The 15541-nt window shown below is 66.0% G+C and carries 7 protein-coding genes and 1 pseudogene; 2 read left to right on the plus strand and 6 right to left on the minus strand.

Annotated features, from left to right (window positions below):
• Positions 1–830 precede the first annotated feature (830 nt).
• The 4 genes from HCN51_RS55090 to HCN51_RS55105 all read right to left on the minus strand — a co-directional run bounded on the left by HCN51_RS55090 (position 831) and on the right by HCN51_RS55105 (position 7810).
• Entirely contained in the window at positions 831–2675 is a 1845-nt protein-coding gene (locus tag HCN51_RS55090) for a UvrD-helicase domain-containing protein (RefSeq protein WP_168021770.1), read from the minus strand.
• The gene (locus tag HCN51_RS55095; protein ID WP_168021771.1) at positions 2672–4567 is read right to left on the minus strand and encodes an AAA family ATPase; all 1896 of its coding nucleotides are present in this window, start codon (positions 4565–4567) and stop codon (positions 2672–2674) included. The genes HCN51_RS55090 and HCN51_RS55095 overlap by 4 nt, the downstream gene beginning before the upstream one ends.
• A 1183-nt stretch (positions 4568–5750) precedes the next feature.
• Positions 5751–6146, minus strand: a complete 396-nt coding sequence (locus HCN51_RS55100; RefSeq protein ID WP_168021772.1) for a hypothetical protein — start codon at positions 6144–6146, stop codon at positions 5751–5753.
• A gap of 251 nt (positions 6147–6397) precedes the next feature.
• Positions 6398–7810: a hypothetical protein gene (locus tag HCN51_RS55105; protein WP_168021773.1), complete on the minus strand. Its 1413-nt coding sequence runs from the start codon at positions 7808–7810 to the stop codon at positions 6398–6400.
• 152 nt (positions 7811–7962) lie between these two features.
• Here HCN51_RS55105 and HCN51_RS55110 point away from each other — a divergent pair, with 152 nt between their 5' ends.
• Complete coding sequence (locus HCN51_RS55110; RefSeq protein WP_206069047.1) at positions 7963–8217, plus strand: helix-turn-helix domain-containing protein; 255 nt, start codon at positions 7963–7965, stop codon at positions 8215–8217.
• A gap of 181 nt (positions 8218–8398) precedes the next feature.
• Here the strand turns inward: HCN51_RS55110 and HCN51_RS55115 are convergent, their stop codons facing one another.
• Both HCN51_RS55115 and HCN51_RS55120 read right to left on the minus strand, forming a co-directional pair.
• Positions 8399–10654, minus strand: coding sequence for an SNF2-related protein (locus HCN51_RS55115; RefSeq protein WP_168021775.1), 2256 nt, complete (start codon positions 10652–10654; stop codon positions 8399–8401).
• Between the two features lie 129 nt (positions 10655–10783).
• Entirely contained in the window at positions 10784–13879 is a 3096-nt protein-coding gene (locus tag HCN51_RS55120) for an AAA domain-containing protein (RefSeq protein ID WP_168021776.1), read from the minus strand.
• A 1478-nt stretch (positions 13880–15357) separates the two neighbouring features.
• Between HCN51_RS55120 and HCN51_RS58680 the strand changes: the two are divergent.
• Positions 15358–15541: pseudogene (locus HCN51_RS58680) on the plus strand (3'-5' exonuclease); the annotation flags it as partial.

The following is a 15541-nucleotide window of genomic DNA, read 5'->3' on the forward strand; positions in this document are numbered from 1 at the left end:
GAGGGCAGTGTGAGGTGGGGTGTCCAAGGAACAAACGATGGCATCCTGCCAATGGCGTACCCGCACGCGGATTGCCTAGCACCGGTGGTGCACGAGGTGGAGCGCCAGCCAGCACGGCGGGCCATGTCGAGGCGCTTTGTTCGGCGGGGAGGGCAGGCCCGCGGCGCCAAACAGCACGCTGGACGCCATCAGCGATAAGCGGCTGTAAGCGTAGGCAGGGCTGCTGCTGGCCTGCGCGGCCGCGCTGTTCGGCAGCTTCCAGAAGGCGGGCCGTCGGCGCGGTGCGCACCACATCAATGGCGTCGCAGCCCGGGTCATAAGTCTGAGTGATCCACCTTCCGGTTCCCATCAGGGCGAACAGATCGAGCGGCGGAAGGCGCCGATGAGCACTTGCGGCCCAAGGAGTCATCCGCCGAGACGCCCGGGCGCAACTGGCAGCCGATCGACGCTCGCCAGCGGCACCAACGCTTCGTAAACTCACCCCTCTGATAGGCCGTGGCCAGGACGTGTTGCGGTCGTTCAGAGTGGTGATCTCGGTCTTGGCGCTGACGCTGCCGAAGCAAGGGCGCAAGTTGCATAGCGCCGCACTCTGCGCTGTTGAACCCATGAACGCGCAGGCCTGCGATCTCCGCCACCAGAGCAGCGACCAGATTGTCGCCCTGATCGCTGGTCTGAACAACGGCCGCGATCAGTTCGTCGCCCCGACTGTGCCGGACTTGCCCATGGTACGGAGCAGTTGGACTGCCGTTGTCGGGCAGCAGCCGACCAACGCCGCAGCCGCCTGGGGCGGTCCCTGGGCGCCGAAGGCCGGGAGATGGTGGCCCTGTCCGCTAGAAGATCTCCTGCTGTCCTTGACTCGGGAGATGCTGTCGCCGGGGCGGAGCTGTGAGCGGTCCGCTAAGTCCCACCTCGGTGAACGGTATTCGCAGGTTCGAGAGATGCGCAGTAAAGCTTTGATGGGATACGTAGGGATAGGTGAAGCCCACAAGACGACGGGCGCGAGTGAGGGCCACGTAGTAGATCCTGAGGATCTCCGACGTACTCGGGGCCCTCCACGCATCGAGTAGTTCCTTGACGGCCTTCGGTGCACGAAGGGTGATGAGGACCGCGTCGGCTTCTGTTCCCTTTGCCTTGTGCACGGTCGAGGCGATCACCTTCACCGTAGACGCGTCCTCCTCGGGGAGAGCGGTCGGCAGATCGACGAGTTCACGGATACGCTTCGGGCGTTCGTCAGTCTTGAGCTTCAGCGGAGAAGTCCAATCGTTGGCTGAGCCGATAGGCCGAGGCGACTCGCCGACGAGCTTGTTGGCTTCCCGAAGCCAGTCAGTAGCCAGCCGGTCGTCGATGGCGGGGAGCTGACGGAGCAACGTGGTGGCGTACCGGCGAGCCTCGGGCATGCCCATGTCATGGTTGGCCAGGACGGCTTCCACAGATCCGCTCTCGCCGGGAAACCACTGCTGGCACAGCAGGTGCAGCGCGATTCGGGCGGCGGCGTCGAGTTGCCGCGCGTTCGCCCTCGGATCGTGGAACGTCGCGGCGGCCCAGGCGAGCCGGATGCCGGAGCTTCTCGACTTCGAGATGTGGGGTGTGGGGCGTCCGTGGCGGGCGACATCCTTACCGACATAGGCAAGAGACAGGCTGCCGGCAGCCGGGGGGTGCAGTTGATCGCCGTGTTCCAGGAAGACGGACAGAGCGTCAGCCGGATGGCCGATCGCGGTCGCCGTCTTGTCAGCCTGCCGGCTGGCGAAGGGGATGAGTAGCACGGGATGGTGGTCGTCGCTCCAGGGTCCTCGAGGGCGGTCTGCAGGGGTGTTCGGGCGCCGCATGGTTGCAGCGGCTTGGCAGATCGTGCGGCTGGAGCGGTGGTTTCCGGTGAGAGTCAGGGGCTCGGGGAACTTGCGTGTGAAGGCGTGGAAGTCGGCCGGCTCACAGCCCTTGTACTCGTAGATGCTCTGATGAGGATCGGCGACGACGATGAGGGGGACGCCGTGCTCGTGCAGGTTGCCGAGGATCTCGAGCTCGAGTTGATCACAGTCTTGGGCTTCGTCGATGGCGATCTCGTCAAACCTGTTACGGAGCAGCTCGCAGACGGCTGGGTCGGTGACATTGGCCAGCGCCATGAGGCGCACCTCAAGTCCGGTGACCACCCGGTGCTTGTCGACCATTGACTGACGCACGCTCTCCGCCGCTCGGCAGTGGACATCCACCGGGTACGGGCTGTTCTTCAGGTGTCGTTCCGCGTTCGGCAGAGATACCCGGACTCCTCGCGTCGCTGGTTCATAGGCGAACTCGTATGCGGCCAGGCTGGCTCGTTCCAAAACCTTGGGAGAATCGGGGAGTTCGGACCAGTCGTTGAGACGCCGCCACACCTCCTCGCCGCACGGCAGGAAAGGCCGGACCAGGAAGCGCCAGAGGAACACATCAAGGGTGCCGACGAAATGCGGGGGAGCCAGCAGTTCCCGTCGCTCGCAACGATTCTTGATCTCATCGGCGGCCCGGTTGGTGAAGGAGATCAACGCCCGTCCGCGACGCTGGAAGCCCTCAGGGGTACACATGTGACGGGCCACGAGTACGCGGGTCTTGCCTGCTCCCGGGCAGGCGTGCAGGAAGAAGGGTGCTTCGGCGTGAACGGCGGCCTTCTGCTCGTCACTGAGTTCGGGATGATCAGACATCATTGCTGTGCCTGTCCCTCGATGCCCAGAAGCCAGGTCAGGCCTTCCCTCAAGTACAGGGGCACCTCGAAGCGCGCTGACGGATCGGCGAGGCGGGCACTGAGCCGATAGCTGTATTCGCCCTTCGCCAGGTTCTTGCCGCCCTTGGGGTACGGGGCGAACAGTTTGTTGAACGCCTCGGGTCTCTCGTCGGTCGAACGATCTGTGATCTCGTCCCACACCTTCCCCGATTGCTTCCTCATATCGAGGAAAATCTCTTGGAGCAGTGGGGCGTTGGTCTCATTGAAGAGTTGGGGTTCGAGGGTGGGGATGGCTTCGACAATTCTGAAGTGCCGGTCAGGGACCTTGAGTTCGATTCTCAGGTACTTCGACAGGCTCTCCTTGCGGTTGTAGCCGGCCTTGGCCTCCTCTTCGTCGGCTTCCTCCACATCGGTCTCCTTGACATCGATATCCTCCGCGTCGCCCTCGTTGCGAGGTCGGCGCGTGGGATCCTGATCAGTGATCACGAGCACCTTGTCGGCCACCCGGTGACCGTCGGGCCCCAGCAGAAGAATCTTCAGGAACGGCTTGAAGTCGACGCCATCGACGGTCACGATCGGGGTTCCGCGGAAGCGGGAGGTGGCGGCGCTGATCTGTGCGGCGGCTTGGGCCCCGTCAAGGCCGGCCAGATGCTGGCTCCAATCGCGAATCACTCGATCGGCGAACGGCGGCAATAGCAGGGCCTCGGCGATGCCCTCCACGAGAATCACCCTGTCGCCGAACAACATGGTGCTCTTGGTGACATCGAGGTATCTGCTCAGCTTCGCCGACTCTGCGGACGACAACCCCAACCGGGAGATGGGCACGATGGCGGTCTCCCGGCGACGGATGCCGATAGCCCCCGGCTCTGCGGCGACCTCGGTCTCGTGGACACGAAGGACCACCAGATCCTCCACCGATGCGACCGAGGCCAGCACGGGCGAATGCGTCGTGATGACGACCTGGATTCTTCCGCTCGGTCGTGACGGGTTCTCTGGCCCCTTGGCAGAGGCATTCGCGTGATCGTAGAGCAGCCGGAGCAGCAGCGTCTGCAGCTGAGGGTGCAGGTGCGCCTCCGGCTCCTCCACCAGGAGCAGAGTTAGGTCGGCTTCTTGCGCCGCCTCCAATTCGGTCAGCACGGTCGCGATGTAGAGCAGGTTGGCGTAGCCGAGCCCGGATCTGGCAACTTCCTCCGGGTCCATACCTGCGTCGCTCATCCGGGCGCGCAACGCTCGCGCGATTGCCTCCAGCTTCGGCTCGGCGAAGCGCAACTTCATGCCCTGAGTTCGTGCTCCTTCGGTGAGCTGCTGGAGCGGGCGATTGATGCGCTGCTCGGCCACAGCAATAGCGCCTTGTTGTTTCTCAAACTCGCGCAAGGACTGAAGGTAGTCGGTTTCGAACTTCTCGACCTTGGCGGGGTCTCCGCCCAGGGCGGCGGCCAAAATCAGCTTGAGGCTCTGGCCTGAACTGGAGGCGAGTTCCTGCTGTGCATCGCGCAGCGGCGGCAGGTACACATGCCGGATCCCCCGGCGCACTTCCGGTTCCGGATCGCCGTCCTTGCCTCCGGCCGACCATGTCGTACGTCCCGACCGGGATCCGGGTGGCGGAGGAGCGTAGGCGACGGTGTATTGCGCGCAGGCCTCGTCGACGGTTTCGAAGGGACTGGGGACGCGTGCCTGCAGGTGGGTTCCCGACTCCGCCGCTGTCAGGGCACGGTAGGTGGCGGTGAGATGCACCTGGCTGCCGTGGTCATCGGCCGCATCCCGCGACGTCCACCAGCGCCGCGGCCGTCCGTCTTCGAGTGGTTCAGTGAGCAGCCGCAGCACGTCGATCGTGTTGCTCTTGCCGCCGTTGTTCTCACCCACCAACACGGTCACTGCGGGCCGGAGGTCAAGCTCCGCGCCGCGTAGCGATCGGAATCCAACAGCTTTGATGCGCCCCAAATACAAGCCGTCCCACCCCTCACAAGTACACCTTCAGCCACTACGCCCCCATGGCATATGAAAGATGACTTTACTACCTCCATGCACAGGCCTTGCTGACCAGCAATTGAGCAGACGGCTCGTCAGATACAGGGGCGACGCATGATTTCGAGGGGGCTCGTTGCAGGGGATACGGTCCGGCCGAAAGATCTGGGCCCAACCATTTGAGAATGTGTCCGGAGGGCCGGCCTCATGCGTGGCTGGCGTATGGGGAGGGTCGTCACCAGGGCTCCGTCTTGCGAACCAGGCCTGCTGGCCGATGCCGCCGAGCGCACCCACCCCGCATACGGGGCGGTGAAATCGAATACCGGATCATCATCAACAACGAACACGTGTAATGACTACAACTCGACCACGACCACGAGACTCGCCCGAAGCCGGACCTTCCGCAGCTGCGGCTCTAGCGGAGTTCTGGCAGCGAGTGTGACGTACGGGTTTGCTTCCTTTCGTCACCTTGATGCCCGTCAGAGAAGATATATACGGAACACCGTCACTCCGCGCCTCTGTCACAGCGGACGGAGATACAAGACCTCAGGACGGGTGCATGGTCAATGTGCGCGCCGCGGTGACCAGTGTGAGCGCCCACGGCACTGGAGATCTCGGCATAGAAGTGATCCCCACCGAGGACGGGATCGGTGGGCTGGCGTTCCGGCGCGTCCGGGCGCGGCAGGCCCGGCGTCAGCCTGGTGGCCCCAGCTGTCATGCCCAGTTACGTGAGGTGATCCGCTTCGCCTTGCCCGAAACCGAGACACTCGCCGGCGCCTCGAACCACCCGGACTTCCTGGTCCGCTGTGGTGCTGGCTCGCGAGTGGCGAGGCGCCCTCCATATGCGATAGGCGACGGCGTCAATCGTCTCCCTGTTCAGGTCGATCGAACACGACGGTCAACGTTTAGCGGGCACCGTGAGCTGCCCGAGAGCATCCCCCAGCGGAGTCGCTTCGCCACCTTCCCACCGATGCGCTACACCCTCCACGCGCGGGATGCCGGCATGCGCAGGAGAAACCAACCAGGTGCTGTTGGGCTCCGTCGCCAGAAGGATGCCCCCAGAGATAACAGCCGGCTACACGATGGCGGCACGTCACATGGGCTGCCGCCATGAGCGGGACCGATCCTCGACGTCTCCAGGCAAGGGAGGATCGATGCAGATGGACTGGGCTCCAGCAGATCCAGCCCGAATCCCGAGCTTGTTGAGAATGCGTCGGGCGCGCTCCTGCGCAGCGGCGGCACCCTCGGGATCCCGTTGGGCAGCTTCGTCGAGGAGTTCTTGCCAGCACCGCGCGGACTCCGCTGCACGCCGGCGGCACTGCATTATGGCGGCCTGCGCGGCTCCCGGTCCGGCGAGGCGGTCAACGGCCTCGTGGAGCTGTTCCAACGACAACGGCTGGAGGTAGGCGGCGGCGAATGCCATGAGCGCTTGCTGCTCGACCTCAGGAGACAAGATCGGCAGTTCCTCGTCAGAGGTTGGCGTGCTCATGAGCTCCACTGTAGCGGCAGCGGTTTGGTGTCATCGGCCCTGATCGGACTGGGTTCCCCTGGTGAAGCCACGATGGACCAGATGTCCGTGCTGGCCCTTTCTCGGGTCGGTCGGAGAAGCTCGCGCCAGGCATCGTGAGGGCGAGGAGTTGGGCGCTCGGTAACGGAAGCTGAAGCAGCATGGGCCGCTGCTCAAGTGCGGTGCACCGCAGAATTGCGAGGTGCAAGCGCCGCCGCCGAGCGCCGCGGTCTTCAGGCCGTGGTGGTGACCAGGCTGGCTGCCATATCGGTGTTGTAGTTGTCGTGTGCAGATGGGGTGACGATGAGATTGAAGACCTCGCGCGGAGGCAAATCGGGATCCACGGGTACGGAACTGTCGAGCAACAGGCAGTCGAGGGCGCTGGCCAGCAGGCGTGGTGGAACGAGATGGCCGCGCGTGAACAGCACCCGCCACGGCGACGGTGGTGACGGCGGCACGCTCCACAGCGGATCGTGGGCGGAGCGGTCGGATGTGGTCAGGATCCCGATGTCCTGCCAGAAGGCCAGCAGTTCGGCCATGGTGTCCACGGGCGGATCATCGCAGGCCTCGACCAGGACGGCGAAGCTGCTGTGCCAGTGCCGCCACTCATGGTGGCCGTCCTCCAGCTGGCGGCGCAGGACCTGCACAAACGGATGCTCATCCAGCTCAGGGCGCTCCTCGGGAGCGGGCAGGGCGAAGTCGGGGGGCTGGATGCCGTCCCAGATACTGGACTCCAGCCATTGCTCCGCGCTGGCCCAGCGATGCGGCGACTGCGCGGCGGCTGCCTCGGCCAGCTGGGTGGTCGTGGCCTGAGGACGGGCCATGAGGGCGGTGATGATCTCGGCTGAGCGCGGGCACAGTTGCGGCCATCCGGTGTCGTGCAAGGCAATGAGGGGTTGTTCCTGAAGACCTGACTGTACGCCGGCGCGCTCGTCCACCGGAGGTGTGCCGCGCGTCCGGGTTGGCAGGGTAGGTAGTTCGACGCGGTGGGGGCGGTGCCCGTATCGCTGGATCCAGCTGTCGACCAGGTCCAGGCGCTGATCAGCAAGGGCGTCGTGGAGGGCCTGCACGTGCCGGTCTTGTGCGACGCGGAGCCGGTCGCGGCTGTAGCGTTCGGCGGAGGTCAGGTGGACGCTGCAGTGTTTCGCGCCGATGCCGCGCACGATGGTCTTGGTGCAGCGCTCCCTCTTCAGGGTGGTGCCGACGCATTGGGCGTCCGGATCCGGGTCGTCGTGGAGCGCGGCGTGAAGGTCGGCGAGGACCTGCGGATCGATGCGAGGCCGTTGCGGGAGCACGTCGGCGCACACCTGGGCGGGGTCGCTGCCGGCCTGGCGGGCTTGGGCGAAGATGGAGCGGCTGCGGGGCGGGCCGCTGCCCCAGGCGGGAGCGAGCGGCAGCCGGGCTTCCATGACGGCGGTGGCATGCGCGGCGTCCAGGAGCATGTCACTGGCTTCGGAGTGGACTTGGAGCTCTTCGCTGAGGTTGAGCCGCATGCCGTTGATCAGCTGGAGGATGCCGCGGATCTCCCACGACAGGCGCGCGGCCTGGATGAGGAGCCGGGCTGGCGAGAAACCACCCTGGAGGTCTCGGCGCGGCGGGGTGATGAGACGGGCCGAGTAGGGCCGGTCGTGTGGCGAACGGATCATGCGTCCTTCTCCAGGGGCGATGGCGACGACTGCGCATGCGGCGGTTGCGGCTGCATGCTTGCACGTCACGAGGACGTCCCGGGCTCCTCCCACCAGGATTTGTACCAACGTTGGTACAGACCTTTGGTGATCATGCAGGCCACCGTGGTTGGGTGCCCGAACCGACCACTCCACGCCTCGCTGAGCTGCGCAGACAGTTCGGCGCGCGGCTGCGCGAGCTTCGCCAAGGGCACGGGTTGAGCCAGGAGCAACTGGGCGAGATGGCCGAAGTAGACCGCAAGACGATCAACCGCATCGAGAACGGCATGTACAGCCCGCACCTGGACAAGGTGTTTCAGATCGCTGACGCGCTGAGCATCCCGCCCAGGGACCTGTTCGAGTGGGACGGCGCTTCACGTTCCTGCTGAGTACCGCGTCGGTTCCGGCCAGGCTCGGCCTCTATGAGGACACCAGCACGGGAAGGCAGTCATCGGACCGCGCGGAACGACGGACGTCGCACCTGCCTTCGACCGCAAGCCGAGAGCTGGCACGGGCGCCCAGACAACAGTACGGTCGTCCCTTGAACTCGTCGTAAGGTGTGCGGTCGGCTTACCGCGCAATGTTTCCCTCAGGGGCGGATGCCGGTGCGTTGATGCCGGAGGGCGTGCGGGAGCGGATGTGCCGGCGTTCTTCTTCCAGAAGGTCGTCGAGGTTGGGCTCATGGTCGATGAGGAGGCGGGCCCTGATGGTGTCCGCCAGGTCGCTAGGGCGTGCCACCCGGTTGAAGATGTCGGCCTTGACATGTCCCCGTTGCACGAGGCGTTCTTCCAGCGTGTCCGCGGCGATGAGCCGGTAGACGGTCACGGGGCGTGTCTGGCCGATGCGGTGAGCACGGCCGGTGGCCTGCCATTCGGTGCTGGGCTTGTTCTGCGGTTCGAGGATGACCACCACCGACGCGCTGGAAAGGTTCAGGCCCTGACCGCCGACGATGATCTGCGCGATGAGAGCGGCGAAGCCGGGTGCGCGCTCGAAATCGTCGATCTGCTGGGGCCTTCGGCTGTGCGAGATGTCTCCATGCAGGACGGAGCAGTCAGCGCCCAGCACCATTTGGGCCAGGGTGAGCGCGTCACGGAAGTAGCTGAAGACGAGAAGTTTCTGCTCATTGGCGCGGCATTCTTGGGCGATCTCCCGCAGGCGCTGCATCCTTCCTGATGCGGTGCCGCCGAGGATGGTGAGCTTCTTGCGGACGGTCGTTACGTGGTCGGTGAGGGCGATCTGCTCGTAGCTGCGGCGTTCGTTCCTGGTCAGGGGGATGAGTTCGTCGTGGAAGGTGAGCGGGGGCAGTTCCTGCATCACCTCCTCCTTGTTGCGCCGCAGGTAGACATCGGCGATGGCGCGCCGGAACCGGTCGGGCTCACGGTGAGCGCGATCTCCACCGTCAAACGCGTGGCGCAGATGCTGGCCCTTGGCCGGGTTGATCAAATCGATCACATTGAGGAACTCGCCGGCGTTGTTCTCCATGGGGGTGCCGCCCATGAGCAGGCACCGTCGTGCCGGAGCGACCAGCGCGGCGGTGGCTTGCGTGCGCTGGCTGCCGGGGTTCTTGACCAGATGAACCTCGTCGATGACGACGAATCCCAGGTGCGGCAGGCGGCGCTGGGCCAGGGCCTTGGCGCGTTCATAGGAGACGACCATGAGACCGCGGCCTCTCATCCAGCGTTGCAGGTCGGCGTCGGCGTTCCGGCCGCGACTGGTGAAGGAGGCAACGTCCGGCAGCGTCTCGGTGATCTCCTGCAGCCAGGTGTCGATCAATGAGGCCGGGCAGATGATGAGGTGGTGCTGCTGCCGTTCGCGCGCGATGACGTGTCCGATCGCGGCCAGCGCCTGAACGCTCTTGCCGAGGCCCATCTCGTCACCCAGGACGGCCCGGCCGACGACGAGCGCGAAGGCGGCGCCCAGTTCCTGGTAGTGACGAAGCTCCTTGCGCACCAGCGAGCGGTCGAGTTGGATGGCGGCGATCTGGCCGGCGAGGTCAGCCGGGAGCGACCCGCGTCGGGCGCCGGTCCGGATGACTTCTGCCTCGCCAGGGTCGCCCTCGTACAGGGTGAGCTGTTCCAGCAGGGCCATCAGCGCGGCGTTGTGTTTGCTCCAGACGGTTCTGACCGCTGCGTCGGCCAGCGGTGTCCGGGTGAGCGTCTCGACCTGGTCGTGGTGCTGTCGCAGATCGGCCAGAAGCACACCGATGGAGGGGGCATGCGCGCGCTCCCGCAGCGCCTGGTGCTCGACGAGCAGCTGCTGCTGGCGGTCGTCGCTCGTCATGAACCAGGACAGTCTTCGTGTCGCGCGGGCCAGTTCGCGTAGGTCGTCCAGGAGGGGCTGGAGCACGGGCCAGGCCGAGGCTTGGGACAGGTTCTTGGCAACGTGCAGGGTGTACAGGGCTCTGACGAGGTCCAGCTCATGACTGTGCCAGGAACGGTCATCCAGCGTGGGCCGCAGGTCGTCGCCGCGCAGCCGGCGAGCGTTGGCGAGGCCTTGACGGAGCTTGTCGGCGTGCTTCGGCCCGATCTTGTCGAAGCGCGTCAGGTGGTGCCGATGGTGATGGACGTCGGCCGCGGTGCGCAGGCCGGCGGCCTGCAGTGCCCCGGCCGGCACCCTGGGGCCGTCATAGTCCAGCTTGTCCACCGGGAGCTGGGCGAGCCGAGTCCTGATCTTGTGCTCGCGCAACGCGCGCCGGCGGCGATGCACCTCGGCGGTGGCGTGCTCGAGGAGACGGTGGCCCGCCTGCCGCTCGTGTTCGAGAGAGGCCAGCAGGTCGCGAGCCCAACGGTGGATGTCGTCACGTGGGCGCCATCTGGAGAACAGCACGTCGTCCCCCTCGCCGTCAGGGCCTGAACGGATGCCATGGTGAGGATCGTTCGCCGAACGCCTTCTGACTAGCGAGCCGGATGCTTGATTGTTCTGCCGGGAGGTGAAGAGAAATGTCACGTCCGGGGATCACGGCCGAGGCCGGCGGGGTGCCCGCCGCTGATGGCGGCCGCCGTCGATGTCCGGGAACGGGCTCAAAGGATGGCGGCAGGGTGGCGGACAGAGCCAGTGCAGGCGTCTTTTCGAGCCGCTGCCGCGCAGGGCGGCCTCGCGTTGCTGCCGGCATGCCGGGCAAGTCGGTGGCCGGCCGAACTCATCAGCACGTTCGTGCCGCAGGAGGTGTGCGGCGAAGTGCCTGCTGTGCATCACGGTCATGACTTCGCGTCGTCCGCCGACCCGTTGGTGCGACAGCACGTTCATGCTGCCGATGAAGGTGAGCTTGCGATCGATGACGGCGAGTTTTTGGTGCTCTTCCTGCAGGAACACCACGTTCCTGATCGCCTGACGCAGCGCTTCGACGTAGGGTTCGTAGCGTTCTTCCTTGTCACGCGGTGGCAGGACGACGGCCCTGACGTCGACGCCTCGAGCGACGGCGGCCCGCAGGGTGGGCAGGATGTCGGAGACTCGCTTGCCGACCCAGGGGCTCCACACCCAGACGCTGTGCTCGGCCGCCTCGATGGCCGCGAGCAATTCGTCGGGCAACAACTCCTCGTCGTAAAGGCCGACGATCTTGACGTAGGCGCGCAGAGCGTCCCACAGGGCGCGCCTGGCTCCTGCGGGTTCGGGTGCCTGTTCGAGGCCGAGGAGGTCAGCCGCCGCCACGACGGTGACGCGCCCTTGCCGATACAGATCGCCGAGTACGCGCAGCGGTCCCACTCTGGCGCCGGCCACCACCTGGAGGGGCGCGAGGATGTACAGCCGGTCTCGAGCCCGGGTCACGGCCACGTTGAAGGTGTTGCGGGCTTTCGGCGAGCCCCTGGCGATTCTGCTGCCGCCGTCCTCGACCAGATCCACGATCACGGTGGTGAACTCCCGGCCTTGGAACCGGTACACCGTGCCTGCCTCGGCCTTGGCGCTGACGTCGGTGTCGGTGAACACGTCGGTGATCAGATTGAGCTCCTGACGATAGGGGGTGATCACGCCCACGGAGGTCTCGCCCGCCGCCAGGTGGTGTTCGGCCAGGGCGCGAGCCAGCAGGGGACCGATCCCCCAGCAGGCCGAGCCGTTCTCCCACCGTACGGTGGCCAGCTCGGATGCCAGCCCTACGGTGTCGACGAGCACGATCTCGTCGGACGCCGGCCGGCCGGCCACCAGGCGGCCGTCGTAGGCGAGCAGGTTGGCCAGCTCGGTGATGGCCGGGCCGAACCGGTATTGGGTGGTGAGTGTGACACAGCCGGGCACCGGGCGTTGCCCGTCGATGCCCAGGGTGGTGAAGGCGTCACGGGCGAGCCAGGTCGTGACCGCATCGGAGTGCGGCTCGGGCAGTTCCACGATGGGCAGGCTCTGCATGGGGTCGCCGAGCAGCGTGGCACCAGAGGTGGCCTTGCTGATGGCGTACAGCACTTCGGCCGGATAACTCGCGGCGGCCTCGTCGATGATCACGTGGTCGTAGGAGCGCTTGTGCAGGGCCGGCCGCATGCGGAGCATGGCGTGTGTCGTCGCGACCACCTGGGCCGCATCGATGAGCTCCTGCTCGGCGTCGCGCTGCAGGCGCCGGAGCTTGTCGAGGACCTTCTCGTGCTGCCGCTCCAGATCGGTGAGTTGCCGCATCGGTTCCTGCGCGGCGGCGCGCAGCCTGCTCATGCGGGCATGCACGGTGGGCAGCCCGGCCTCGTCGGCCTCCGACGTCAGCCGCAGGTCGTCGGCTGATGGCTCGGGTGCGCGCTGCATGGTGTGCAGGGCGTGCTCGGCTTGACGGAGTACCGCCTCGGCTTGGTGGAGCGATTGACGTGCTGCCATGGCTTCGGCGCTCAGCCGGGCGTGCTCGGCGTCGAGACGGCCGATCTCGCTCACGGAGCAGGAGGCGGCCTGGTTGTAGGCGGCGATGCGTCGCTGCAGCTCGGGGCCCGTACGTGCCAGGGCCTCGTTGACCTGGTCAAACCGCTGACGGCTGGCTGCGAGGGCGGCCTGAGCGTCACCGATGTCACCGCGCAGAGCCGTAAGCCCGGCTCGGCGACGCCTCTTCCAGATCGGCTGCGACTCCTGCTCCCGCAACCGCTCGTTCAGCTCGTGCAGCCGGGTCGTGTCGGCTTCTACGCGCAGAAGCGCACGATCTGCTGCCAGCCGGTAGGCATGCAACTCCTCCTGCAAGCGGGCCGCCTCGGCGTGCAGTTGCCGGTCGGTTTCTCGTGCGCGGCACGCCGCGCCGGCTTGCTCGGCCAGTGCGTCGAGCGCGCTCTTCCGCTCGGCCGCCTCCGCGCAGTGCGTGCGGGCCTGCTGCAGGCGTGCGTGTGCCCGCTCGTGCTCGGCGAACTCGGCGATACGCGCCTTGGCCGCGGCGTAGGCCGCAGGATCAAATTCCGCCAGTTGCTGCTGTGCCTGGGCAAGAGCGGTCAGGCGGGCATCCCTGCGGATCTCGTCGATGAGGGTCACGATCGAGGCGCGCTCCTGCTCCACCCGCGCGAGCGAGGCGCGGGTCAGCCGCGTCAGCGCGAGCCGGTCATCGTCGGCGACCGCCTGGACCACCGGAACTCCCACGCGGACGAATTCGCCGGCACGCAGGTCGGGAATGAGTTCGGCGGCCCGCTCCAGGGCATTGTCCACGGCGATGTTGGTGCCCGAGACGAGCAGCGCGCTGGTGCCGGAAGAGCGCAGCGCGCGCAGCGCATGGGCGATGACGCGGGTCTTCCCCGTGCCCGGAGGTCCCCATATCGCGTGCAGTCCCTTCGCGATGCAGGCCGATACCGCCTGGTCCTGTTCGTCATTGAGGCCATGACGCCCCGGTGTGGGCAGAGGTGACAGGCGACCTGCGGCGAAGGCGGTCGTCAGCGGGGACGGGCGAAGGCTGCGCAGTTGTTCGCCCAGCGATTGCAGCAGCGCGCCTGAGGCACGCTGCTGGATCCAGAGCACCAGGTTCTCGGCGCGGGCAGACTCCATGACCCGGACGTAGAGGAGGCCCTTGTCGCTGAAGGTCTCGAACACCGAGTAGCGCACACCGCGCCCCTGGCCGTCGGCCAGATACAGGCTTTCGGCCTTGTCCAGGTCGACCGGTGTGCGCAGGGCCACCTGGAACCAGCCTGGGCCGCGGTCCGCGGCAGGGTGGACAGGTCTGGGGGACCACCGCGCAGCGGCGCGACGGTCTCTCGTGTTTCCTGAACACAGCGCGTCCGCAGCGGTGATGGCGGTGGTGAGCCAGCGCGGCCGATGTTCTGAATCCATGACTCCTCAACTGCCTGTCGTGCCGATGTGTCCTGATCGGAGGCGCATGTGAGGCATGCGTGAGCGCGAAGCGCCGTCGAACGCAAGAAAAGAATGTAAGCGCAGAAGAATAACGTCGCGCGAAGGAAGGTCCACGATCCGCTGATGCGCAGGCAATTATCGTGCAGGCGGCGGCGACATGGCCTTTCGGCAGACTTAGAGCTTGATATTGTGCTCGCCGCAATAGGACTCTGAAATCCGAGTGCCTGCCGAGCTCTTCTCTCTCCTGGAGAAGATCGCACCAAGCGGAATGCGCCGGGGTGCTCGGTCCAGCAGGCAGCAACGCGGGCGAAATGGATCAGAAGTGTCCCTTGCTGGCGGCATAAGCCAGGAATACGACGATCAAGACAACGACGATCAGGCCCCCGATCGAGCTGTCGGACGTCGCCCGGCTCCCTGGAGACCTGTTGCTTCGCAGGTGGGATGGGATGCGGGTCATGCGCCCGTCGGGAAGTCGTCGCCAATGGCTGCGGACTTTGTGCTGCATGTAGTTCACCTCCTTCAGGGCATGCGGAGTCTGCCGCGACGCGCTGCCGGGCATGACTGAGAGTCGGAACGGTTCCCGGAGCGCGACTGGATGCGCGGCACATGTGATCTATCTCAAGGGCGGCACCACGAGTGACGCCCGGGAGCCCGGCCTGGACGCAGATGAGCATCGATGCGTGGACAGGTGGGCATTGAAGGAAAACTGTAGCGGACGTCCTCGGCCGACATCTGCCCTTCGCAAGGATTTTCGGCAAGCTGTAGAGAAAAACTTTCTGTCGGTCGCGGAAGTTGCCACTGCAGTCGCAGGATTATCTGAGGGAACAAGAGAATGCTCTGCCGGACCCTCTTCATGCGTTATTAGGGACGGTCCATGCAAAGCTGCCACGATCTTCGTTCTGGGGTGGGCTCCATTTCGCCGTGTGAGTAAGTTCCCTCGTCGTCCAGTGGCCGGAGTGACAGCCCGCTATCCCTGCCCGCCCCATGGGATCCGCAGTGCCGCGCGGTGACTGGAGGTTGCTGCAAAGGTGCGACACCGAGGAGGGCGTGCCCAGGGACGATCGGGCTGTGAACGGCGTGTTGATGACCACCCGACGGGGGCGGTTCATCCACCTGTCACGAACTCATCACGATCCGTGTCTTCCCTGTAACCCGTGGGATCCGCCCACGATGGGCCTTATGGGCAGGGGAGGGGTGCCGCATGGGCAGCAGCAGGCTGGGTTATGCCGTCATCGACCTGGAGACCACCGGGCTGTGGCCGTCGTGGCATGACCGCGTCGTCGAGATCGCCGTGGTCTTGCTCGATGCGTCGGGACGCAGGACAGGCGAGTGGAGCACGCTGGCTGGTCAATCCCGAGCGTGACCTGGGCGCGCAGCACGTTCACGGGATCAGCGCCGCCGACGTCCGGCACGCTGCCCGCTTCAAGGACATCGCCGGGACGCTCACCGACCTCATCCGCGGCCGGGTGCCGGTGGCTCACCATCTTG

It is taken from the genome of Nonomuraea composti (genome assembly GCF_012034275.1).
In the GTDB taxonomy this organism is placed as follows: Bacteria; Actinomycetota; Actinomycetes; order Streptosporangiales; family Streptosporangiaceae; genus Nonomuraea; species Nonomuraea composti.